Genomic DNA, 21,874 nt, shown 5'->3' with positions numbered 1-21,874 from the left:
AGATCGACAGGGGGCGCGCATTTCGCGCGCCCCGATGCCGGCCAGCTTCAGGCTTCGGCTTTCTTCACTTCCGGAATCTTCCACGACCCATTGATGATCGAGGGGTCCTTCTCGCTCGGCCAGTACAGCCGCATCATCAGGACGAAATCGCCCGCTGGTGCCGGAAGCCAGTTGGATTCCTTATCCTTACCCGGCGAATCCTTCTGGATGTAGATCTCGGTGGAGCCGTCGGGATTGGATTTCAGGCTCTCCCGCGCGCTGATCGAGTAGCGGTTGATCGGATTGTTGACGAAGAAATAGCCGGAATCGTACATCGTCAGCGACCAGAAGCCTTCTGCCGGCGGTAACTGCCCCTTCGGGAAACGCATCACGTATTTGTTGGCGCCGTTGTATTTCCGCCCTTCGGCATCCTTCTGCGATGTCGGATAGACGGCATCCTGCGGGCGGTTGGCACCGAGGCCAATGGCAGTGATCAGCGCGCGCATCAGATAGTCGGTGCCGTAGATTCCGGTCTTGGTCGTGAAGCCCCAGCCGTTCTCGTCCTTCATGTCCTTGTTGATCTTGAACTGGAGCATGATCCGGTCATTGGCGATTTCCGGAATGCGCTTGACAAAATCCGCCTTGAGCTTGCTCGGATCGAAATCCTGCCCCGGCACGATTCCGATCCTGGCGAACTTTCCAAGCTCCGGCGCATCCGCGGCGGCAGGCGGGTTATCCTTCATGAGCTTGCAGAGCAGCGTGAAATAGGCCACCGCGTCCATGCGGTTGACCTGATCGCGCACGGCCGACTTCATGTCTTGAGACGCATCTACGGTGCCCGGCGGCGGTGTGTAGGGTTTGCCATAGGAGCTCAACGGCACCAGCTTGCATTCGTCCTGCAGCTTGTGCACCTCGGCGTAGTCTTCGGGCGTACCCGTGCAATAGATACGGCCAAGCAGCCACACGATGCTGGTCGGCGATTCATATTCCTTCACGCCGGAGGGCAGCGTGCCTTTCCATCCGGGACCCGTGATCGCGTAGGTCTGCGCGCCCGTGCCGGTAGTCCGCTTGCCCGGCACCTGAAACACGGTGGTCCACCCGTCCAGCATCGGAAACAGTGCGTAACGACCTTTCATGTCCGGGATGCTGAGTACCCACGGCTCCTTGCCGACGTCGAAGAACGCACTGGTGTAAAGCGTGTCCGCGTTCGGCGCTGTTACGTCACGGAATGCCGCGTTGGGATATTGACGCAGCTTGATGATCTGACCCATCGGCGCTCGCGTTCCCGCCGGTGCCGCGACGTTGGTGATAACCCTGCGTGTCATCTCCATCGTCACTAGCGGATAGCCGAAGATGTAGGCGTCGGTAGCGAGCGCGAAGTCCTCAAGTCCCTCACCGATACCGAGGAGTTCACCGAGCTCGGCCCGGCTCATGGTGCTCATGGAGGCCCCGGCGAGCAGGCTCATGCCGCCAATCGTGACGTTGCGACGGGTGAATTTCATGGGACGTCTCCGTTACAATAGCGTGTGGAAGCAGTGCTGATCGATGGATTGTCTTCCAGGCCTTCAACAATTCTTGCAGAGGTCTGGCACGATTTTCATTCCTGCCGAATGAAACCGGCAACGGGGCATTCTTTGATCTAAATCAATGGCTGTTCGCGATGTTGGCGCGCAGCTCGCCATCAAGCGCTGATATTCGTCTCTCGAATCATCCTTTCGAAAGCGGTGCGAGGCAGAGAGACAATGTCAGCGTCACAATTCCTCCAATGTCGAATCCTCCCACTCAGCGATTTGATTCAGTTGTTACTTGCGGTCGTGGATTGGAGACGACTCACTGGACCAACCCGATCTCGCTCGGCCGCCATTCCTTGGTGAAGAAGGGCTCAAGCGGGCTGTAGAGACGAAGGATCGTAAACCAGCCCTTGTTGGGCATGGTCTGAATCCAGTTGCCGCGCGGCACTCCTTGCGGCTGCGTCGGGCCGAAATAGACGGTCGTTGAGCCGTCGGCACTGGCTTCGGCGGCTGGCGATGGATAGGTCTGGCTGCCGGCGCGCGGATAGCGCTGCGGCGTGTCGAGCAGCGATCGCGTTTGGTTGTCGTAAAGCGTGAACGACCAGAATGCCCGCGCGGGGATGCCCTTGGGCAGCGTCACCTTGTAGGTTTTGCCGCCGTCAAAGGGGTTGTTGGCGGAATCGACAAAGCCCATGAGATATTGCGAGCCGACGTCGGGAATGCGCATGATCATGCCCGGTGAATCGAGCGTGTAGCCGTAATAGAACGCCGTCCTCGAATCCAGAGTCCGTGCGCCGGTCGGCGGGAGCGGCTTGAACATGCCCTCCCTGGTGAACTCCGGCGGCGGTGTCTCGAAGTTGGCTCCACCTTCCCACAGCATGCTTCCCCACATCGAGTTGGGATAGTACGCCCATTCCGGATGGGACACGGCGTAGCGCCAGTTCAGCAGGCGACCGGCCGCGTTCCCCACGGCGGCAGCATCGGTGAGTATTTTCTTCATCCGCGCATCAGGTTTGAACGGCTTGCCCTTCACGATACCGATGGCGGCCATTTGCCCGGCGAGTTCTACGTCGTAACTGGTGGCCGGTTCCTGCTGGACGTTCTCATTGATCATTTCGAAGAAGCCGTAATCGCCGGGCGGAATCGTGTTGAACGACTTGCCGCTGGCCTCGATAAACTTGGTCTCGGGAGCAGGCGGGTTCTTGGCGAGCCGCACCTTGCCTTCCAGGGCTGTCGCGATGCTCGTACCCACGCCGCCCGGCGTGTAGGGATAGATCTTGAGATGCTTCTTGATCAGTTCAGCGGTTGGCTTGGGATCATTATTGGTCAGGAACGATCGCGCTGCGTACAGCACGCGGTTGGTCTTCGAACGCGCGATGTAGAAGCCACCTTCGGGCAGCGGCCCGTCGTAGCCGGGCGGTATGATGAGGTACTTGCCGCCCTCGCCGCGATCCGGCCCCGGGAAGCCGATGTCGATGATCCAGGAGAACCACATGTCATTGATGGTGCCTAGTCCCAACGGGGGCTGCTCGACTACCATCGGGCCCTTCGACAGGTTCACTACCGCCATGTAGTAGATGGTGTCAGCGTTGGCGGTGAGAAACAGCGACTTTGCGTCCATCAAATCGGAGAAGATGATCGGGGTGTTGTCCTCGGCGCCGATACTCTGGAAGCCCTTTCCCAGGGCATACGCCGATGCGCCGCGGAAGCTGTTGTTGTACACGTTCAGGGCGCGTGTGAAGTCCAGCGTGTCGCGGACCTTCTCTGCGGTTTCGATGGTGGGCGCGCCGTCCTTGAACTCGAGCGTGCCGATCCGTGTTTCGACCTTGTCCGGCGTCACGAGCGAAGGAGGGATTGCGGCGGCAGTCTGGGCCACGGCCAAGTGAGGCAGCGCCAGTGTTGCGCAGACGACGGCTGCTGTCATCAGTTCGACAAGCTGTTTCACGGCGGCATTCCTTTCAAGCACTGATACGTTCAATCACGGGTCGAAGGCGGACCAGTCGATTGAGCACGGGAAAGCGCGTGCTTCCCCGTGTCTTCATTCGTTTCAATAGCAGGGCGGATACGGATAATAGCCGCAGGCCGGACGGGCGTACGCGTAGGGGTGGTAGTACGCAGCCGCACCATACGCTGCCGCACCGAGCGCGCCGGCATACATCGCGCCGCGGAATGCGCTGCGCCGGGCGAAACCGGCAAACGACAGCGGCGTGAACGGACGGCCGATGATGTCGATGAAGAGCGCGGCCCCGCCGTCGGCGCCGGCAAGATCGCCTTCAAGGGTCTGGACATTGAAGGTGAGCTTGTCGCCCTCGAGCTTCGGATTCTTCAGGACCACGACGGCGTCCTTCACCGAACCATCCTTGCCGAGCACGGAGACCGTCGCGTTCGGCGGATTCTTTGCAAAACTGTCCTCGCCCGATCCCCATTCCGCGATCACGTCGGCGGTGGGTTGATGGCCCGCGCCCCGCACCGGACGGTCTGCAAAGATGATCGAACTGGGTGACACGCCGGTCAGAGTGAGGGTGTCGCCCAGCAGCGTCGCGCCGCGGGAGTTGAGCACGAACAGCGAGGGCACGATCTCGGGCTTGGCCGGCGCGCCGATGGTTTTCATGGAGGGCGGTGTTGCAGCGTTCTGGGCAAGCGCTGCGTCCGTACCGCATAGGGTGGTGGCCAGAGCCAGCAATCCGAAAATCTGATTCATTTTTGTGCGCATGACATCGACTCCTTACTAATTGCGCGAAGAAGTTCGATCGGCGCTCTCGCTCCAAGCGAGAGGTCGGCAATGAAGAAATACAATTCCGGCTGCAGTTTACGCTGTGTGGCGTCTGCAGAATCAAAAACGCGCTGGAATTAAAGGTCTTAAGCTTGCCGTCTCTTGCAGTCTAAGGTTGACTTTAGAAGAGTGATGCTTCGGCTACCTCCACGGGAAATATTAGCACAACCGGCAAAGGGACGCCAGCCATGGTTATCATTTTTTGCCTCTACATCCTTGCGATGTGGCTCGTGTTCTCGAAATTCAAGCTCGTGCGGTGGGGCTGGGTGTCGGGGACAATTTCGCTGCTCGTCGGCGGATTTATCCTCGCGACATTTTTGGCGCTTTTTAATTATCTCACGCCCTCGGGGCGTGTGACGGTGACTGGCCGCGTCGTGGAAGTGACGCCGAATGTGACCGGACAAATTGTTGCAATCCCGGTCAAGCCGAACGTGCCGGTGAAAAAGGACGACGTGCTGTTTCAGATCGACCCGGCGCCGTTTGAGTACAAGGTCAAGCAGCTTCAGGCTTCGCTCGCGGCAGCGAAGCAGCAGACCGAAATCCTCAAAGCAAATTACGAACAGGCAACCGCGAATGTGGAGGGACTTGCCGCACAGGCCGCCTACAACAAGAAGCGTCTCGCCGACATCGAGACGCTCGCCGCCGACGATGCCAACACGCAATTTCAGGCGCAGGACAAGCAGGTTCAGTACGAGACCGTGTCGGCGCAGCTCACCGCTGCCAAGGCGGCGCAGCAGAGCGCCAAGCTCGCGCTCGACTCCGAGATCGGCGGCGTCAACACCACGGTCGCGCAACTTCAGGCGCAGCTCGACCACGCCAACTGGGAATTGTCGCAGACGGCCATCCGTGCGCCCGCCGACGGCTATGTCACCGTGGTCGCCCTGACCGTCGGCGATCGCGCATTTCAGTTGCGATCGGCAATGTCCTTCATTGTCGAAAAGGAGATCACGCTGGTCGGCATGTTCTCGCAGAACGGCTTCCAGACCATCAAGGAAGGCACCGCGGTCGACATCGTGTTCGACAACGTGCCGGGCCGGATCTATCACGCCAAAATCATCGGCATTCCAAAGGGCATCGGACAGGGACAGATCGCCGCGTCGGGCACGCTCGCTCGCACCAATGCGCTCGGCGGCGCGACGGTGTTTCCGGCGGAGATATCGATTCCCGAGGGGATAAATCGTGATACGCTGCGCTTGGGCATGTCCGGCAACGCCACAGCCTTTGCCAACAACGCCGGGGTGATCGGGCTGCTGGCGTCAATTCTGGTGTGGGTGAGCTCCTACATGGCATACCTCTAGCCGTCGAACGACGGCGCCAAGTGCTGGCGATGCGCAAAAAAAGCCGCGCGCACAAATGGTCGCCTGCAAGATTCCGATAATCAATTTAAGCGAGCGTGTGGGAGGCGCCAATATGATCGGTGGTGGCCAACGACCCCAAGCAGAATGATGCGGGTACAGCTTGGTCGTGTGCCGCGGCTCCTCAGGTTTGGAAAAATTAAGCGATGCAGAAAATTATCGAATTCCGTGACGTGGCATCGTCCGGCCATCGGGTCAGCCCCTCCGGCCAGCCGGCCGGACACACGCCGGGCTCACAATCGGCGGTGCCGTCGATCGAGCCGATCTGGGCGGTGGTCGATTCATTGTCCCGCACCCTCGAATGCATCAAGACGTTGTGCGCGACCGAGCCGCATGGGCCGATCCGCGACAAGCTGGAGATCGAACGAACAAATCTCGTGATCGGGCTTTTTGTCGCGCGGATCGCGGCGATGCGGGTTTCGTCGAGCGAACCGATGCCGGAGGCTTTTTCCGAACCTAATGTCCCGATTGCCAGGCGCGGATGACGGCGCCCCGCCTCATCGCGTGCCGCGCTTCCACAGCCGGACCAGCGGCCCGTCTTCGCCCAGCACCGGATCGGTCTTCGGCAGCTTCACTTCCGGGATTGTCTTCAGCGCCTTGGCGTGGTTCTCCGGCGTCGGCCGCGTGATCTGCATCGGCGGTCCCGGCGGATAGGCGCCGACCACGCAGAAATCGGGGCTGGCGAACACGCATTGATGCCCGGTGCCGGCGGGAAGGATCGCGACATCGCCGGGCGTGATCTCGAACTCCTTGCCGCGGATACCGCCGAAGCGGACGCGGGCCCGGCCGCGGGCGACGCCGAGCGCCTCATGTACGGTGGCGTGGTAGTGCACATAGTCGTAGACGCCGTTGCGCCACATCGCGCCCCAGCCATTGCCGCCGAACAGCGCCTCGATGGTCTTTTCCGGGTGATCGTTGGCGACATAGACCGCGCCTTTGTAAACCAGCAGCGGCAGGGGATTGTTGGGCACGAGGCCGTCATCCTCGAACACGAAGGTGAGCGGCTCGATATCGGCGCTGACGATGGACATGGGTGTTCTCCACAAATCGCAGCAAATCGTAGGGTGGGCAAAGGAGCGCTAGCGACGTGCCCACCATCCGAGCAGGGACGTGAATGGTAGGCACGGCGCAAGTGCGCCTTTGCTCACCCTACAATTCAAAACCGCCCTCCGCGCTTCACGTTCCCTTCGGAATCTCGAAAACCAGACACGTCGTCGTCGCATGCGCGAGCAGGCGGCCGTTGGCGTCGGTGATCCGCGCCTCGGCGGTGGCGGCGCGGCGGCCGACATTGAGCGTCTTGCCCTCGGTGCGGACAGGGCCGGTATCCTTTGTCATGCCCCTGATGAAAGAGATCTTGAACTCCAGCGTGGTGTAGCCGGTGCCGGCGGGAAGGGCGGAATGCACCGCAAGGCCCATCGCGGAATCCAAGAGGATCGCGGCATAGCCGCCATGCACCGAGCCGATCGGATTGTAATGCCGGAAGCCGGGCACGCTGTAGAACACCACATGTCCCTTCTCGGCGGTGGAATCGAACGGCTCGACGTTCTGCATGATCGGCGGCGCTGGCAACTTGCCGTCGAAGATGGCGCGCACGAAGTCGAGGCCGGACATCGAGGCCATGACGTCGGTCGGCGCTACGCCGTATTCGACGTTGGTGGCGGCGGGTTTGTCATCCATGGGAATGCGTCCTGTGGCCATCATAATAAACCGCGCAGGAAGTCATAGCGCTTTTCGGCACATACCAGCCGTCATGCCCGGGCTCGACCCGGGCATCCATCGCTCTTCAAGAAGATGGATTGCCGGGTCAAGCCCGGCAATGACAAGTGAGCGGCTTACGCCCGCTTCTTCTCTCGCATCAGATCCGCAAACCGCTTGAACAGGTAATGCGAGTCACGCGGCCCCGGCGAGGCTTCCGGATGATACTGCACCGAGAATACCGGCTTGCCCTTGAGCTCGATGCCGCAATTGGAGCCGTCGAACAGCGAGATGTGGGTCTGCATCGCGCCCTCGGGCAGGGTCGCCTGGTCGACGGCAAAACCGTGGTTCATCGAGGTAATCTCCACCTTGCCGGTGGTTTCGTCCTTGACCGGATGATTGGCGCCGTGATGGCCCTGATGCATCTTTATGGTCTTGGCGCCGACGGCCAGGCCCAGCATCTGATGACCCAGGCAAATACCGAAAGTCGGCGTGCCGGACTGGATCACCTGCTGAATCACGGGCACCGCATATTTGCCGGTCGCGGCCGGGTCGCCCGGGCCGTTGGAAAGAAACACGCCGTCCGGCTTCATCGCCAGAATGTCTTCGGCCGAGGTCGTCGCCGGCACCACCGTGACCTTGCAGCCTTCACCGGCCAGGAGCCGCAAAATGTTGCGCTTGATGCCGTAGTCGATCGCGACCACGTTGAACTCAGGTTCGCTCTGCCGGCCAAAGCCGTTCTGCCAGGCCCACGGCGTCTCGTCCCAGGTAAAGCGCTGGCCGGAAGTTACCATCGGCACCAGATCCATGCCTTCCAGGCCGGGCCATTCGCGCGCCTCTTCCTTCAGGCCGTGCAGGTCGAACACGCCGTTCTTGGCATGCGCAATCACCGCGTTCGGCATGCCCTTGGAGCGGATCAGCGCAGTCAGCGCCCTCGTATCGATGCCCGACAGCCCGATGATGCCGCGGGCGCGCAGCCACTGATCGAGGTGCCGCGTGGCGCGGTAGTTCGAGGGATCGGTGATGGCCGTGCGCAGGATAACGCCGCGCGCGCCCGGCGTCGCCGCCATGTTCACCGTCTCGATATCCTCGTCGTTGGTGCCGACATTGCCGATATGCGGGAAGGTGAAGGTGATGAGCTGCCCGGCATAGGAGGGATCGGTGAGTATCTCCTCATAACCGGTCATCGCGGTGTTGAAGCAGACTTCGCCGACGGCGTGGCCTTCTGCGCCGAGGCCAAATCCCTCCAGCACGGTACCATCGGCAAGCACGAGGAGCGCGGTCGGTTTATGGTCCGGCCAGGCTGAAGCGTTTTCAGATGTTGTCATGAGCGCACTTCATAGTCGCAAGCACCCCCGCGCGTCAAAGCCGGAAGGCCAAGAAAAGCCAAAGAAAACCGGCTATTCACATGCGTTTGCCGCATATTTGACAGCCGGTTCTATGGACCTTGAGCCGGGTTTTCCGGTTTTTCACCAAATCCGGTCGAATCTGGAACCGGTAGGGCAATTCGACTGCCGATCCTGGTCGTTCCCGTCCTATATAGGTGGAATCGTTACATAACCCGGCATCTTTCCGGCGGCACCATTCTTTCTCAGTGAGGCACCCATGCTGCGCGACGACATCAACAATGCGGTCAAGGACGCCATGAGGGCGAAGGACGAGCGCAAGCTCTCCACGCTGCGCATGGTCAATTCGACCATCAAGAACGCCGACATCGACGCGCGCGGGCAGGGCAAGCCACCACTGTCGGATGCCGACGTGCTCGGCGTGCTGCAGAAGATGATCAAGCAGCGCCAGGAATCGGTCGAGCTCTACGACAAGGGCGGCCGCGCCGAGCTTGCCGCGCAGGAGCGCGAGGAGATCGCGGTGATCTCCGCCTATCTGCCGAAGCAGATGTCGGACGACGAGGTGAAGGCCGCGATCTCGGCCGCCATCGCCGAGACCGGCGCCGCCGGCATGAAGGACATGGGCAAGGTGATCGGCGTGCTGCGTGCGAAATTCGCCGGGCAGATGGATTTCGGCAAGGCCAGCGGCCTCGTGAAGGCGGCGCTGACTGGATAAATTTTCTACGCTCGGGAACCTTCGCGCGGATGAAGCATCGTTTGAGTCAAACTCGGAGCGATGACGTAGCGCAACGCGAGCGGAGGAAGGCATGGCTGACCAGCAAGCTCTGCCCGCCGGTCCCGATCTGTCAAAGGGCATAGCCCCGTCCGAATTCGCAGGGGAGATGTTGCTCGGCCATGTCGGCGACGATGAAGTGCTGCTGGTGCGTTCGGGCTCGGAGCTCTTCGCGGTCGGTGCGCATTGCACCCATTATCACGGGCCGCTCGCCGAAGGACTCGTGACTGGCCAGGGAATCCGCTGTCCCTGGCATCATGCCTGTTTTGACCTGCGCACCGGCGAGGCGATCCGGGCGCCGGCGCTTAGCCCGGTTGCGGTCTGGAAGGTCGAGCAGCAAAACGGTCGCATCTTTGTACGGGAGAAGCGTGAACAGCCCAAGCCGCAGGTGAAGGGCGTCACCGATGCGCCCGGCCAAATCGTGATCATAGGCGGTGGCGCGGCAGGTTTTGCCGCCGCCGAGATGCTGCGGCGGCAGGATTATCGCGGCAGCATCGTGATGCTGAGCCATGAGGCAGCGGCACCGGTAGACCGGCCGAACCTGTCAAAAGACTATCTCGCCGGCAGCGCGCCGGAGGACTGGGTGCCGTTGCGGCCGGATGATTTCTACGCCGAGGCAAAGATCGACCTGCGGCTCAACACCGAGGTCACGTCAATCGATCCCAACGCGCGCCATGTCGTCACGTCAGGCGGCGAGACCATCCCCTATGACCGCTTGCTGCTGGCGACCGGCGCGGAGCCGGTGCGCCTGCCGATACCGGGCGCAGATCAGCCACACGTCCACGTGCTGCGCTCACTGGCCGATTCCCGCGCCATCATTGCATTGGCCGGCGGCGCGCAACGCGCGGTCGTGATCGGCGCGAGCTTCATCGGCCTCGAAGTCGCGGCGTCGCTGCGCGCCAGAAATATCGAGGTCCATGTCGTAGGCCTGGAGCAGCGGCCGATGGAGCGCGTGCTGGGGTCTGAGATGGGCGACTTCGTTCGTGCCCTGCATGAAGAGCACGGCGTCATCTTCCATCTCGGCGACACCGTAACCGGGATCGACGGCAAACGCGCGACGCTGAAAAGCGGCGGCGCGATCGACGCCGATATCGTGGTGGTCGGCGTCGGCGTGCGTCCGCGCCTTGAATTGGCCGAGCAGGCCGGGCTGGCGATCGATCGCGGCGTCACGGTCAATGCCTATCTGGAAACCAGCGTCCCTGGCATCTATGCCGCGGGCGATATTGCGCGCTGGCCCGATCCGCATTCCCTTGAGACCATTCGTGTCGAACATTGGGTGGTGGCCGAGCGTCAGGGCCAGACCGCCGCGCGAAACATGCTTGGGCAACGCGAGCCGTTCCATGCGGTGCCGTTTTTCTGGAGCCAGCACTACGATGTGCCGATCAATTATGTCGGCTACGCCGAGAAATGGGACGAAATCACCGTCGACGGCGACATCGCCGGCAAGGATTGCCTGCTGCAGTACAAGCGCAACGGCCGCGTGCTCGCCGTCGCCTCGATCTATCGGGACCTCGCAAGCCTCGAGGCAGAGCTTGCGATGGAGAAGGCGCGGGCGCCTTAAGTCAGGGCTGCAAAACCTCGCTCCGCGTCATGCCCGGGCTTGTCCCGGGCATCCACGTCTTTAAACTCGCGGTAAGCAACAAGAACGTTGATGGCCGGCAACAAGCCGGGCCATGACGGACGTTAGGGATGGGTCGCCCAACATGCTCACCGAAGCCTCAACCTACGACGAACTCTACCGCAACTTCCGCTGGGACATTCCCGCTCGCTTCAACATGGCAACCGCGTGCTGCGACCGGCATGGGGATGGCTCAGGCCGGCTGGCGCTGATCTATGTCGACGAGGGCGGCGCCACGACGCGCACGTCCTTCGACGACGTCGCGGAGCAGTCGCGCCGTTTTGCCAACGTCCTGAAAGCCGACGGCCTGTCGCGCGGCGACCGCGTGGCGGTGTTCCTGTCGCAATCTCTTGAACTGCCGATCGCGCATTTCGCCGCGTTTCGTTCCGGCATGATCTCGATCCCGCTGTTCGCGCTGTTCGGCGAGGACGCGCTGGAGTTCCGCCTGTCGAATTCCGAGGCCAAGGCTGTCGTTACCGACGAGGCCGGTTGGGAGAAGCTTGCGAAAATACGCAATCGTCTTCCTGAGCTAAAGAACGTTTACGTCATCGGCGACCGCGCGCCTCCCGGCACAAAGCCGTTCTGGTCCTCGCTGAAGGCCGCGTCGCCGGATTTTGCGACCGTCGACACCGCAGCCGACGATCCCGCCTTGATCATCTACACCTCCGGCACCACAGGCAATCCGAAGGGCGCGCTGCACGCGCATCGCGTGGTGCTCGGCCATCTGCCGAATGTCGAGATGTGCCACAACTTCCTGCCGCGGCCCGGCGACCTGATGTGGACACCGGCCGACTGGGCCTGGATCGGCGGGCTGATCAACGGCCTGCTGGCGTTCTGGTATCACGGCATTCCCCTGGTCGGCCATCGCGCGCGCAAGTTCGAGCCGCAGGCAGCGATGGCGATGATGGCGGACTTAAGCATCCGCAACACGTTCCTGCCGCCGACCGCGCTGAAACTGATGCGGCAGGCCGGCGTGAGGAATTCCGGCGTAAAGCTGCGCAGCATTTTTACCGGCGGTGAATCGCTCGGCGGCGAATTGCTCGGCTGGGTGCGCGAAACCTTCGGCATCGACGCGCATGAAGTGTTCGGCCAGACTGAATGCAACCTCGTGATCGGCAGCAATTCGAACCTGTTTCCGATCCGCCCCGGTTCGATGGGCAAGGCGACACCCGGCTTCGACGTCCGCATCGTCAATGATCGCGGCGAGGAATTGCCCAGGGGGGAGCGCGGCATCATCGGCGTGCGCCAGCCCTGTCCCTGCACCATGATCGAATATTGGAAGAACCCGGAAGCGACCGCGAAGAAATATGCCGGCGAATTTTTGCTGACCGGCGATCTCGGCGTGCAGGACGAGGACGGCTATTTCTGGTACGTCAGCCGCGAGGACGACGTGATTACCACCGCCGGCTATCGCGTCGGCCCCTCCGAGATCGAACATACGCTGATGAAGCATCCGGCGGTGGCGATGTCGGCGGTGGTCGGCATACCCGATCCGATCCGCACCGAATCCATCAAGGCCTGGATCGTGCTGCGCCCGGGCTTTGCCGCGAGCGATGCGCTGGCGCGCGAAATCCAGGAGTTCGTGAAAGTGCAGCTCGCCGCCCACGAATACCCGCGCTTCGTGCAGTTCGCCGACACGCTGCCGATGACCGCAACCGGAAAGGTGTTGCGGCGCGAGTTGCGGGCGCTGGGTTAGTTTCGTCGTCCCCGCGAACGCAGGGGCCGATACCGCGTGATCTATCGAGAGCGCGGTAGCAGACACCTTATCACACAACGAAAGCCGGTGGTTATGGGCCCCCTGCCTTCGCAGGGGCGACAAGTTGAGGGATTCTCGCCTCTATTTCGTCGTCCCCGCGAACGCAGGGACCCATAACCACCAGCGGAAGTTGTTTTGTACGCCGGTCGTTATCTGTCCTTTCCAGCAACAAAGGCCGCGGAGTATGGGTCCCTGCGTTCGCAGGGACGACAGTGAGGTCAACTCGCCTTCAGGACCGAACGCAGCATCGATGCCAGATCGTGCCGACGGTAGGGCTTGTTCAAAATCCGTACGTCGCGGCCGGCCCCATCGATCGCCTCGACGGGATGTTCGCTATGGCCGGAAGTCAGGAGGATCTTCAACTGAGGCCGCAGGCGGGCTGCTTGCTTCGCAAGCTCGGTTCCGAACATGCCGCCGGGCATCACGACATCCGTGAACAGGAGATGGATGCTGTCCGGGCCGCGCAATATTTCGAGCGCCGCAGCCGCGTTGCGTGTGACGATGGCGCGATAGCCGAGCGCCTTCAATTCACCTTCAACATAGCGGCGCACCATGTCGTCGTCCTCGACGACGAGAATGGTCTCGCTGCCTATGGGCGCGGCCGGCTGACCGGCGGACGGCGCGGCGGTCGTCTGAATTGCCCCAACGCGGGGGAAGAACAGCTTGACGGCGGTGCCATGTCCCGGTTCGGAGCGTATCTGCATCGACCCGCCGGATTGCTGCGCAAATCCGTAAACCATGCTCAGGCCGAGACCCGTGCCTTTGCCCACCTCCTTGGTGGTGAAGAACGGCTCGAAGGCGCGGCTGGCGACTTCGGCCGTCATGCCGGTGCCGGTATCCGTCACGGCGATCATGACATAATAGCCGGGACGCGCCTCACCGTTGACGTCCACGTCGGATTCACCGAGTGACGTATTTTGCACCTCGACCGTCAGCTTGCCGCCGAGCGGCATGGCGTCGCGCGCATTCAGCACCAGGTTGAGCAGTGCCGACGCCAGTTGGCCGGGATCGACGCTGGCCTGCCACAGCTCTTGATCAAGCCGGAATTCACATTCGATATGCTCTCCGAGCGTCCGGCGCAGCAACTGCTCCATGCCGACGATCTTCTGGCCAATGTCGATGTGCTTCGGCATCAAGGGCTGCTTGCGCGCAAACGCGAGCAGGCTGCGCGTCAGGTCCGAGCCGCGTTCGGCGGCGGTCGCGATGCTCTCGGCGATCTTTTGCAATTCCTTGTGTGTCGCAAGCTTCTCGGCAAGGTGCTCCGCATTGCCGAGAATGACGGTCAACAGGTTGTTGAAATCATGCGCCACGCCGCCGGTGAGCTGACCCATCGCCTCCATTTTCTGGGATTGGGTGAGCTTCTGGTTGAGCTCGTCGATGGCGGCGCGCTGATGCTGGAGCGATTCAGCGGTGCCGTTGAGCAATGTCATCAGCCCGCCGAGCTCGCCGCGCGGATGGGGTGGAGCAATCCGCGCGCTCAGATCGCCAACGCCGAGCTTCGTCGCCATCGCAGCCAGGCGTCCGATCTGACGGCCGATGCTCATCGTCGCCAGAACCCATACGCCTGCGAGCAACAGCAGCGAGGCCACCGCAAGTATCGCCAGGTCCTCGTAGAGGCGGCGATTGGCTGCGGCCACCAGACCGTCCTTGGCCCGCCCGACCATAAGGTAAAGTCCGGCATCGCGCACCGAGGGGGAGCGCGCGGCGGTCCAGACATGGGTTCGGCCGTGCCGCCCGGCTACTTCGCGAAACGACTCATGATTCGGTGAGGTCGCAAACCGGAACAGCTCCGAAGTTGCCATCGATGTGCCGGGCGGTTCGGTCCAGTCCTTGCCCTCGGGCGCGACGAGGATCGTGCCGTTCCTGTCGACGAGCAGAATCTGATTGTCGTTCGACAGCCGCTTGTCGTGGTCATCGGCGAATTTCTTCAGATTGAACGAGGCGAGCAGGATGAATTTCAGCTCTGCTGTTTCCGAGCGAACGGGATAGGCGATCTGCAACACGGAGGTCCCCGTCAACCGGCCGAACACAGGCTGGAGTGTGACGATGCCGTGTGCAACCAGCGCCCGCTTGAAATATTCGCGATCCCTGAGATCGAGCGTCTGGTCGGTTCGCAACGAGTCGCAGAACAGGCTGCCGTCCGGATTGATGGTCAAGATGCCGGTGTACCGCGGATACTCTTCGCGCACGGCGGACAGGAAGGCGGAGCAAGCCGCCTTGTCGCGCGTATCGAGGTCGCGGGCGCGGGCCAGACCATAGTGAAGCTGGGCCGTGCCCTGAATTTTCTCATCGAGATCGCTTGAGATATCGTTGGCGGTCGCCGACAGGCTGGCGCGTGCGGCTTCGATTTCGCTTGCGCGATTCTGCACGAAGCGCAGTCCCACAAGGATGGCCGGCACCAGCATCGCGGCGATAACCAGTATCAATAACCGTGTGCGCAGGCTCATCGGTGCGTCGTTCCGCGCTTAAATCAGCGGTTCGTGTTGCGATAGAATAACGTTGAATCTGCGTGCCATCTTAGACTCGTGCTGCAATATCCCTTAGGCGGGCATGAGTCCACTCGCGGAGAACTGTATCCCGGTCACCGTCGTCCCTGCGAACGCAGGGACCCATAACCACTGGCGGCAATAACTTGCACGCCGGTAGTTCCAACTTTTCCAACAACAACGGCCGCGGAGTATGGTCCCTGCGTTCGCAGGGACGACGAACAGCTGACGACAGCGAGACCTACGGTGTCCCGATCCCCAGTTCCTTCAGCGCGGCCAGCATCCGCTCCGGCGGCTGCATCTTGATTGTCAGCGCGGTGCCGGTCTCCAGCAGGCTCTTCAGGCTCGACAGGATTGCGGGCCAGCCTGTACGTCCGCCGGACAGGATGTCGTCGCTGATTTCCCGGTCATGCGATTGCAGCATCGTCAGTTTGACTACATCGCCGGCCTGCTCGATCTCGTAGGTGACGAGCGTCGGCCCGAGCTTTTCGAGCAGTGCCGGCCAGTTGACGTTGAAGGTGACGGTGAGCTTCCTCAGCGGTTCGCACTCGATCACCTCGCCCGAGATATGCAGGGCGCCGTCCGGGGTGCGCATGATGAAGGCGCCGCCGACCCTGAGATCGACCTCGACCGCCTGACCGGAGAAATACTGCCTGGAAAACTCCGCTTGCGTCAGTGCCTCCCACACTTTCTCCGGCGTCGAGGCGATGTAGATGGTGTAGACGATGGCGGGTTTGAAGTCTTTGATGTTCATGACACACCTTCGATGCCGAGAGCGGAAACCGGAATTTCGAGCGCAGTGCCGGATTCCAACAGGCTCTTGAGGCTGGACATAATGGCCGGCCATCCCTTGGAGATGCCGTCCAACAGCTTGCTGCCCTCCGCAAAACCTTCATGCGTGAGCGTGAGCTTCACTAATCTGCCGTGCTGCTCGATGGTGAAGACCACCTTCGTAGCCTTCTCGTTGCGGTATGCCTCGTTGGTCACGTGCTTGAAAGTGTAGGAGAGCCGCCGCGGCCGATCGGCCTCGAGAATCTCCCCGGTATCGGTCGTGGTGCCGTTCATGACCAGCGCCAGCGGCGAACCAACCTTCCAGTCGGACTTCAGCTCGGTGCCGAACCAGTAGCGTTTGGAGAACGCGCTGGACGTCAGTGCCTCCCACAATTTCTCCGGCGTGGTCTCGATATAGATGACGTAGACGAATTCCGGCTTACTCATCACGCTTCTCCAACCGTCGTTTCAACTCAGAGAGCGCGGAGAGTTTCCCGCGCTCGAATTTCTTGATCCAGCGTTCGCCGATCTGATGGATCGGAACCGGATTGAGGTAGTGCAGCTTCTCGCGGCCATGTCTCAGTGTCGTGACGAGGTTGGCCGCCTCGAGAATCCCAAGGTGCTTGGTGACGGCCTGCCGCGTCATGTCGAGGCCGTCGCAAAGTTCGTTCAGCGTCTGTCCGTTTCTGGCGTGAAGCCTGTCCAACAGCGAGCGCCGCGACGCGTCGGCAAGCGCTTTGAAGACCTCATCCATGGGGCAGATATTAGGCAACCAAAAGGTTGCATGTCAAGGGCGTGTGTTGGGCGCGGTCCACAGCCTGTGTTATCGTGCGGTCAGCCAGCGCAGACTGGCCTTAAACAGTCGGGGTGGAACATGAGTGGTCGCCTCAAACTCGCAGCCTCTTTCGCGATCTGTTTCCTTGCATCGTCAGGCATCGCTTTTGCGCAGCAACAAGTGATCGGGGCGCCGCCTGAAGCGCTCAACATGAAGCTGGTTGGAACCAGCGACCTGCAGGCGCGCAGCGCCTACCAGCCCACCATCCATCATCAGGGCGACCGCTGGATCGCCTATATCGGCCATCACGGCGGCAGCGACGAGATTCCCGCGCCGCTCAATCCGCAGACCGGCAAGACTGAGCCGAACGGCACGTCGATCGTCGACGTCACCGATCCCTCGCAGCCGAAATATCTGCGTCACCTGCCGGGCCAGGAGGGCAAATATGAAGGCGGCGGCGCGCAGATGGTGCGAATTTGCGACGGCAAGGCGCTGCCGAAGGGCGATCGCAACGCGGTCTATATGCTGCGCACCTACGGCGGCGAGGCGCATGAAATCTGGAACGTTGCCGATCCCGCCAGTCCCGTATTGATCAGGCGGATTGCGGGATTAAAGGACACGCACAAGAGCTGGTGGGAATGCGACACCGGCATTGCCTTCCTGGTGTCGGGCGCGCCGGACTGGCGCACGCGCCGCATGACGCAGGTCTATGATCTCTCCGATCCCGCGCACCCGCAAAAGATCCGCGATTTCGGTCTGCCCGGCCAGGAGCCGGGCTCGACCGGTGCAGTGCCGACCGAATTGCACGGGCCGATCTCGACGGGACCTTCCGGCAACCGGGTCTATTTCGGCTACGGCACCAACAAGGGCGGAATCTTGCAGATCGTCGATCGCGAGAAACTGCTTAACGGGCCCAAGGAGCCAACCCCGGACAATCTGCGGATCCCGGAAATTGCGCGGCTGACCATGTCGCCGTTCAACGGTGCGCATACGACGTTCCCGATGCCGGGCATGCAAATTGCGGAGTTCGCGCGCGACAAGGACGGCAAAACCCGCGATATCGTGATGATCGTCGATGAGGCGATTTTGAACGAATGCAACGAGCCGCGGCAGATGGTGTGGTTCGCTGACGTCACGGTCGAGAAGGCGCCGATGATGATCTCGAGCTACACCGTGCCGGAAGCGAGCGGAACGTTCTGCGAACGGGGCGGGCGGTTCGGCGCGCATTCTTCCAACGAGAGCATGGCACGGGTCTTCTACAAGAAGATGGCGTTCATCGCCTTCTTCAATGCCGGCGTCCGCGCGCTCGACATTCGCGATCCCTATCATCCCAGGGAAGTCGGCTATTTCATCCCGTCGATCACGGCCGCGACCGACAAGCGCTGCGTCAAGATCGACGGCAAGGATCGCTGCAAGGTCGCGATCCAGACCAACAATGTCGAAACCGACGAACGCGGCTACATCTACATCGTCGATCGCGCCAATACCGGTCTGCACATCCTGGAACTGACCGGCCCGGCGCGCGCCGTCGCCGGCCTGCCGTGATGAGGCGGTGATGCGCCGATGGCCGGTCATCGTTGTTGCGGCCGTGGCGCTCGGTGCGTTGTCGGGCGCCGCGGCCTACCAGCACATCGTGCCGCGCCAAGGTGAACAGAAAGACGAACAGCAAGGCGAACAGAAAGGCTCGTGGCAGGAGATCGCCTGGTCGTTCCCGCGCGATGGCTGGCCCGCGGGACGCGCCTTTCGTTGCCGCGGCGCGTCGTGTGGTGACGGCATCGAGGTATACGTTCGGCCGAAAATCGGCTTCTGCAACTGCGACCGCGGCGTCGCCGACGACGACGAAGTCGACCGCGTCGCGGATGTTGATTTGATCAGCCAATATTTCGTGCCGCTCGCGCCGGGCGAGGTCGTGCAGGTCGCCGATATGGCCGGGCGGACCAGGGCCTATGATCTCAAACCATCCGATGGTTCGCGGCGCGCTGCCATCGGCATTGCCGTCTCGCGCCGCTGCGACCTCCTCGTTGCCGTCGCGCACGGTAACGGTGACGCGTGGGAAACGCGGCGCGCGGCGCTGGCGTTGCTGGCGACCCGCGAAATGACGCGCTGGATGATGGCCGCGATGGAGGGGCGATGACGGTTGAGACGGGGAGAGGGAGCAGGAAGCGCGGCTTCCATCTTTCGCCCCCGCATGCATAATGACGTACCCGCTCTCCCACCGAGTTCTCGCATGTCCCTTCAGGTCTATCTCGCCTTTGTCGCCGCCTGCATTGCGCTCGCGCTGTTGCCGGGTCCCGTCGTCACGCTGCTGATCGCGAACGGCCTGCGGCACGGCACCCGCGCGGCGCTGATCAATTGCGCCGGCGCGCAAACTGGCCTCGCCATCGTGATCGGCATCGTCGCGGTCGGGCTGACGTCGCTGATGGCGACGATGGGCTACTGGTTCGACTGGGTGCGCTTTGCCGGCGCTGCCTATCTGATATGGCTCGGCATCAAGCTGATCTGGCAGCCTGCCGAAGGCGTCAACGCCGACGAGCCGCCACCGCCGCCGCGCGGCGGCTTCTTTCTGCAGGGGCTGCTGGTCCTGCTCTCCAATCCGAAGGTGCTGGTGTTCTTCGGCGCGTTCATTCCGCAGTTCATGGATATGGAGAAGGACCACTTCCCGCAGGTAGCGCTGCTCGGCGTCACCTTCATGATGATCGCGGCATCGACCGACGCGGTCTACGCGCTGCTGGCCGGACGCGCGCGAATGTTCTTCTCCAAGCAGCGGACGCGGCTGGTGTCGCGCGTCTCCGGCGGCTTCATGATCGGCGGCGGCATCTGGCTGGCACTGACGCGGGCGCGGTGAGCTCGCGGTCCAAGCGATGTAGCTAGTCCCGATCGGCCGCGAGTTGCAAGGGAACGCGACCTTCGCCTTGGCGAGACGCGATCAATTGCTGCTTGCGCAACATCTCCCCAATTTCCCCAAGTATCCGCGCCAGGCGATCCGCCCAGGCTTTCTCGCCGGCGGGATCCGAGATCAAATCCTGACGGATTTCGATCCCTGTATTCATCAGCCCGCGCGCCTCGCCATGCACGGGGATCGTGTAGTCGGTCTCGTCGCTGACCGCATAAGGCTCGTTGTCGCCAACCACCAGATCGCCCTCGGCGCGCAACGCTTGCAGCAAGCGCGGCGGCAGATGCTTGTCGCGGTGGTAGAGCGTGCCGATATGCCAGGGTCGTGCAATCCCGGCATAGACCGGCGTGAAACTGTGCAGCGATACCAGCACCGTCGGCATGGCAGCGTTTCCGCGCTGGTCGATGATCTCGTCGATGCGCCGGTGGTAGGGATCGAAGATCTGCGCCCGCCGTATCGCGGCGGCCTCGCGCGAAATGCCTTCATTGCCGGGGATCGTGGTCGCCTCGCTGATGCGTGGGATCGAGCTTGCGACGTGCGGCGGGCGGTTGCAGTCGACGACGAGCCGTGAGTAACGCTGCACGATCAGATGGGCATCGAGATGCTTTGAGAGCGCTTCCGCGACGCCGGCAATTCCGATGTCCCAGGCGATATGGCGTGTCAGTTCGCTCTCGGGCAGGCCGAGGTCGCCGAGCACGCGCGGAATGAGTCTTCCATAATGGTCGCATGTGAGCAGAAAGGGCGAGCGGCCTGCGGTGTTGTATTCGTGGACCGGAGGAACATCCTCGGCGCTGAGGAGCAGGGCGGGGCCGGCGGCGTCGTTCAACGTAGTTCCCTCGGGAGAGCGTTGCTGCTCGATGAGACGTATCAGAATCGATGATCGTTGACGATGCGCTCCGGATGCTTCCCCACAACGCCGTTTCGGCGACAGGCCGCCCGGCGGATTGCATCGCTTCGCGCGCAATGACATAGAAATTCCATGATTTCAGATCGACTGTTCGTCTACGGCACGCTGATGCGCGGCTTCGACCATCCGATGGCGCAGCTATTGTCGCGTAGTGCGGATTTTTTGGGCACCGCCACCTGCCGCGGCCGGCTTTATCTCATCAAGCATTATCCGGGGCTGGTGCTGTCGGATGACGCCAACGACGTCGTGTTCGGTGAGCTCTATCGTTTGCGCGATCGCGACGCGTTGCTGGCCGAGTTCGACATGTATGAGGCCTGTGGCGCCGGGTTTCCGGAACCGACCGAATACATCCGCCGCATGCTGCCGCTGTCGCTGCAAGACGGCACCGCCGGCGAGGCGTGGACCTATGTCTACAACTGGCCGGTCGCCGGCTTGCCGCGCATCGCCTCGGGGAAGTTTCTGGAGATGTAGGACGAGTCAGCCCGCATCCAGCCGCTCGCGCTCCAGCCGGATATCCACCTCGCGCTCGACATAGCGCCATTCCTCGGTCGCGCGCAGCGTGCGAACCAGCTCCTCGAATGCCTCCGCATGTGCGGGCGCGTATTCGAACCAGGTCAGGAAGTCGAAGGGCTCGCCGAGGTCCCGGCTGTGATAAAGCTGGCGGGCGATCGCCGGCAGGTATTTCAGGCTGTCGGCGATGTGGTGGGATCTATCCTCAAAGATCTGCCGCCGCTCCTCCTGCGTCAGCTCCCACCACGCCGCCGATTTCTTGATCGGGATCAGCGCCGCAAAGGTTGCCTCAGGTCGGCCGATCTCGGCCCGCACGGCGTCAAGCTGCGTCTTCTCGGCGCGCTCGGTATAGCGCAGATGGCTGGCGAAGCCGGCGAGCCGCCACGAGGTCGGCGAGGGCAGGATCGGCAGCGTGATCGACAGGGAATGCACGACCGACAGCGAAGGCGTCGGCGAAAGCGACGCGCCCTTGACCGGCGCAAACCGCGTCACCCGCCACGCCCCGCTCCTGCCACCCCGGAAGATCGCGAACATGCGGCTATGGAAGCGCGGAACCGGCGGCGATTCAAGCTGTCTCCGTCATTCCGCGTTCGTCCTTCGGACGCCCCAGAATGACGGATGGGGCTGTGAATAGCGGCGAGAAATCCGGCCGACTTCGCCTTTTAGCGGCCCGGCCCTATATCCATGGTCGGTTGGCACGGCCCTACGACTCGGCAAAACTCCACCC

The 21,874-nt window shown here is 62.2% G+C and carries 21 protein-coding genes; 9 read left to right on the top strand and 12 right to left on the bottom strand.

Annotation, left to right across the window (positions count from 1 at the left end; translation table 11 throughout):
• Positions 1 to 47 precede the first annotated feature (47 nt).
• The 3 genes from V1290_RS14120 to V1290_RS14110 all read right to left on the bottom strand — a co-directional run bounded on the left by V1290_RS14120 (position 48) and on the right by V1290_RS14110 (position 4,203).
• Positions 48 to 1,481 (bottom strand): DUF1254 domain-containing protein, encoded by a 1,434-nt coding sequence (locus tag V1290_RS14120; RefSeq protein WP_334364979.1) that lies wholly within the window; start codon positions 1,479 to 1,481, stop codon positions 48 to 50.
• Between the two features lie 328 nt (positions 1,482 to 1,809).
• Positions 1,810 to 3,414: a DUF1254 domain-containing protein gene (locus V1290_RS14115; RefSeq protein WP_334369021.1), complete on the bottom strand. Its 1,605-nt coding sequence runs from the start codon at positions 3,412 to 3,414 to the stop codon at positions 1,810 to 1,812.
• Between the two features lie 123 nt (positions 3,415 to 3,537).
• Entirely contained in the window at positions 3,538 to 4,203 is a 666-nt protein-coding gene (locus V1290_RS14110; RefSeq protein WP_442894988.1) for a hypothetical protein, read from the bottom strand.
• A 248-nt stretch (positions 4,204 to 4,451) separates the two neighbouring features.
• Between V1290_RS14110 and V1290_RS14105 the strand changes: the two genes are divergently transcribed.
• Positions 4,452 to 5,561, top strand: coding sequence for an HlyD family secretion protein (locus tag V1290_RS14105; RefSeq protein WP_334364978.1), 1,110 nt, complete (start codon positions 4,452 to 4,454; stop codon positions 5,559 to 5,561).
• Positions 5,562 to 5,764: 203 nt separating this feature from the next.
• Entirely contained in the window at positions 5,765 to 6,103 is a 339-nt protein-coding gene (locus tag V1290_RS14100) for a hypothetical protein (RefSeq protein ID WP_334364976.1), read from the top strand.
• A 12-nt stretch (positions 6,104 to 6,115) separates the two neighbouring features.
• Here the strand turns inward: V1290_RS14100 and V1290_RS14095 are convergent, their stop codons facing one another.
• From V1290_RS14095 to carA, 3 genes are all read right to left on the bottom strand, one after another.
• Complete coding sequence (locus V1290_RS14095) at positions 6,116 to 6,649, bottom strand: hypothetical protein (RefSeq protein WP_334364974.1); 534 nt, start codon at positions 6,647 to 6,649, stop codon at positions 6,116 to 6,118.
• Between the two features lie 145 nt (positions 6,650 to 6,794).
• Entirely contained in the window at positions 6,795 to 7,295 is a 501-nt protein-coding gene (locus tag V1290_RS14090; protein WP_334364972.1) for a PaaI family thioesterase, read from the bottom strand.
• A 155-nt stretch (positions 7,296 to 7,450) separates the two neighbouring features.
• Positions 7,451 to 8,641 carry a glutamine-hydrolyzing carbamoyl-phosphate synthase small subunit gene (gene carA, locus V1290_RS14085; RefSeq protein WP_334364971.1) on the bottom strand — a complete coding sequence of 397 codons (1,191 nt, stop codon included), beginning with the start codon at positions 8,639 to 8,641 and terminating at the stop codon, positions 7,451 to 7,453.
• Between the two features lie 277 nt (positions 8,642 to 8,918).
• On the opposite strand from carA, the gene V1290_RS14080 reads away from it, so the two are divergent.
• From V1290_RS14080 to V1290_RS14070, 3 genes are all read left to right on the top strand, one after another.
• Positions 8,919 to 9,374 (top strand): GatB/YqeY domain-containing protein, encoded by a 456-nt coding sequence (locus V1290_RS14080; protein WP_213288810.1) that lies wholly within the window; start codon positions 8,919 to 8,921, stop codon positions 9,372 to 9,374.
• Positions 9,375 to 9,465: 91 nt separating this feature from the next.
• Positions 9,466 to 10,992, top strand: a complete 1,527-nt coding sequence (locus tag V1290_RS14075; RefSeq protein ID WP_334364969.1) for an FAD-dependent oxidoreductase — start codon at positions 9,466 to 9,468, stop codon at positions 10,990 to 10,992.
• A 142-nt stretch (positions 10,993 to 11,134) separates the two neighbouring features.
• Positions 11,135 to 12,745 carry an acyl-CoA synthetase gene (locus V1290_RS14070; protein WP_334369019.1) on the top strand — a complete coding sequence of 537 codons (1,611 nt, stop codon included), beginning with the start codon at positions 11,135 to 11,137 and terminating at the stop codon, positions 12,743 to 12,745.
• A 278-nt stretch (positions 12,746 to 13,023) separates the two neighbouring features.
• On the opposite strand, the gene V1290_RS14065 is transcribed toward V1290_RS14070, so the two are convergent.
• The 4 genes from V1290_RS14065 to V1290_RS14050 form a co-directional block, all read right to left on the bottom strand.
• Entirely contained in the window at positions 13,024 to 15,252 is a 2,229-nt protein-coding gene (locus V1290_RS14065) for an ATP-binding protein (protein ID WP_334364968.1), read from the bottom strand.
• Between the two features lie 280 nt (positions 15,253 to 15,532).
• The gene (locus V1290_RS14060) at positions 15,533 to 16,045 is read right to left on the bottom strand and encodes an SRPBCC family protein (RefSeq protein WP_334364967.1); all 513 of its coding nucleotides are present in this window, start codon (positions 16,043 to 16,045) and stop codon (positions 15,533 to 15,535) included.
• Positions 16,042 to 16,509, bottom strand: a complete 468-nt coding sequence (locus V1290_RS14055; RefSeq protein ID WP_334364966.1) for an SRPBCC family protein — start codon at positions 16,507 to 16,509, stop codon at positions 16,042 to 16,044. Before V1290_RS14055 ends, V1290_RS14060 begins: the two co-directional genes overlap by 4 nt.
• Positions 16,502 to 16,816: an ArsR/SmtB family transcription factor gene (locus tag V1290_RS14050; RefSeq protein WP_334364965.1), complete on the bottom strand. Its 315-nt coding sequence runs from the start codon at positions 16,814 to 16,816 to the stop codon at positions 16,502 to 16,504. Before V1290_RS14050 ends, V1290_RS14055 begins: the two co-directional genes overlap by 8 nt.
• Before the next feature lie 120 nt (positions 16,817 to 16,936).
• Here V1290_RS14050 and V1290_RS14045 point away from each other — a divergent pair, with 120 nt between their 5' ends.
• From V1290_RS14045 to V1290_RS14035, 3 genes are all read left to right on the top strand, one after another.
• Positions 16,937 to 18,382, top strand: a complete 1,446-nt coding sequence (locus V1290_RS14045; RefSeq protein ID WP_334364964.1) for an LVIVD repeat-containing protein — start codon at positions 16,937 to 16,939, stop codon at positions 18,380 to 18,382.
• 43 nt (positions 18,383 to 18,425) lie between these two features.
• A complete protein-coding gene (locus V1290_RS14040; protein ID WP_334364962.1) occupies positions 18,426 to 18,971 on the top strand; it encodes a hypothetical protein in 546 nt (181 codons plus the stop codon).
• Positions 18,972 to 19,064: 93 nt separating this feature from the next.
• Complete coding sequence (locus tag V1290_RS14035; protein ID WP_334364960.1) at positions 19,065 to 19,682, top strand: LysE family translocator; 618 nt, start codon at positions 19,065 to 19,067, stop codon at positions 19,680 to 19,682.
• Positions 19,683 to 19,704: 22 nt separating this feature from the next.
• Here V1290_RS14035 and V1290_RS14030 read toward each other — a convergent pair whose 3' ends face one another.
• Complete coding sequence (locus V1290_RS14030) at positions 19,705 to 20,556, bottom strand: N-formylglutamate amidohydrolase (protein WP_334364958.1); 852 nt, start codon at positions 20,554 to 20,556, stop codon at positions 19,705 to 19,707.
• 153 nt (positions 20,557 to 20,709) lie between these two features.
• On the opposite strand from V1290_RS14030, the gene V1290_RS14025 reads away from it, so the two are divergent.
• The gene (locus tag V1290_RS14025) at positions 20,710 to 21,108 is read left to right on the top strand and encodes a gamma-glutamylcyclotransferase family protein (RefSeq protein WP_334364957.1); all 399 of its coding nucleotides are present in this window, start codon (positions 20,710 to 20,712) and stop codon (positions 21,106 to 21,108) included.
• Between the two features lie 6 nt (positions 21,109 to 21,114).
• On the opposite strand, the gene V1290_RS14020 is transcribed toward V1290_RS14025, so the two are convergent.
• Complete coding sequence (locus V1290_RS14020; protein WP_334364956.1) at positions 21,115 to 21,681, bottom strand: chlorite dismutase family protein; 567 nt, start codon at positions 21,679 to 21,681, stop codon at positions 21,115 to 21,117.
• Positions 21,682 to 21,874: the final 193 nt, after the last annotated feature.

The sequence above is a fragment of the Bradyrhizobium sp. AZCC 1578 genome, from assembly GCF_036924675.1.
Lineage (GTDB): Bacteria > Pseudomonadota > Alphaproteobacteria > Rhizobiales > Xanthobacteraceae > Bradyrhizobium.
Note: the sequence above shows the minus strand (reverse complement) of the source record. Positions and strands in the feature narration are given on the sequence as shown.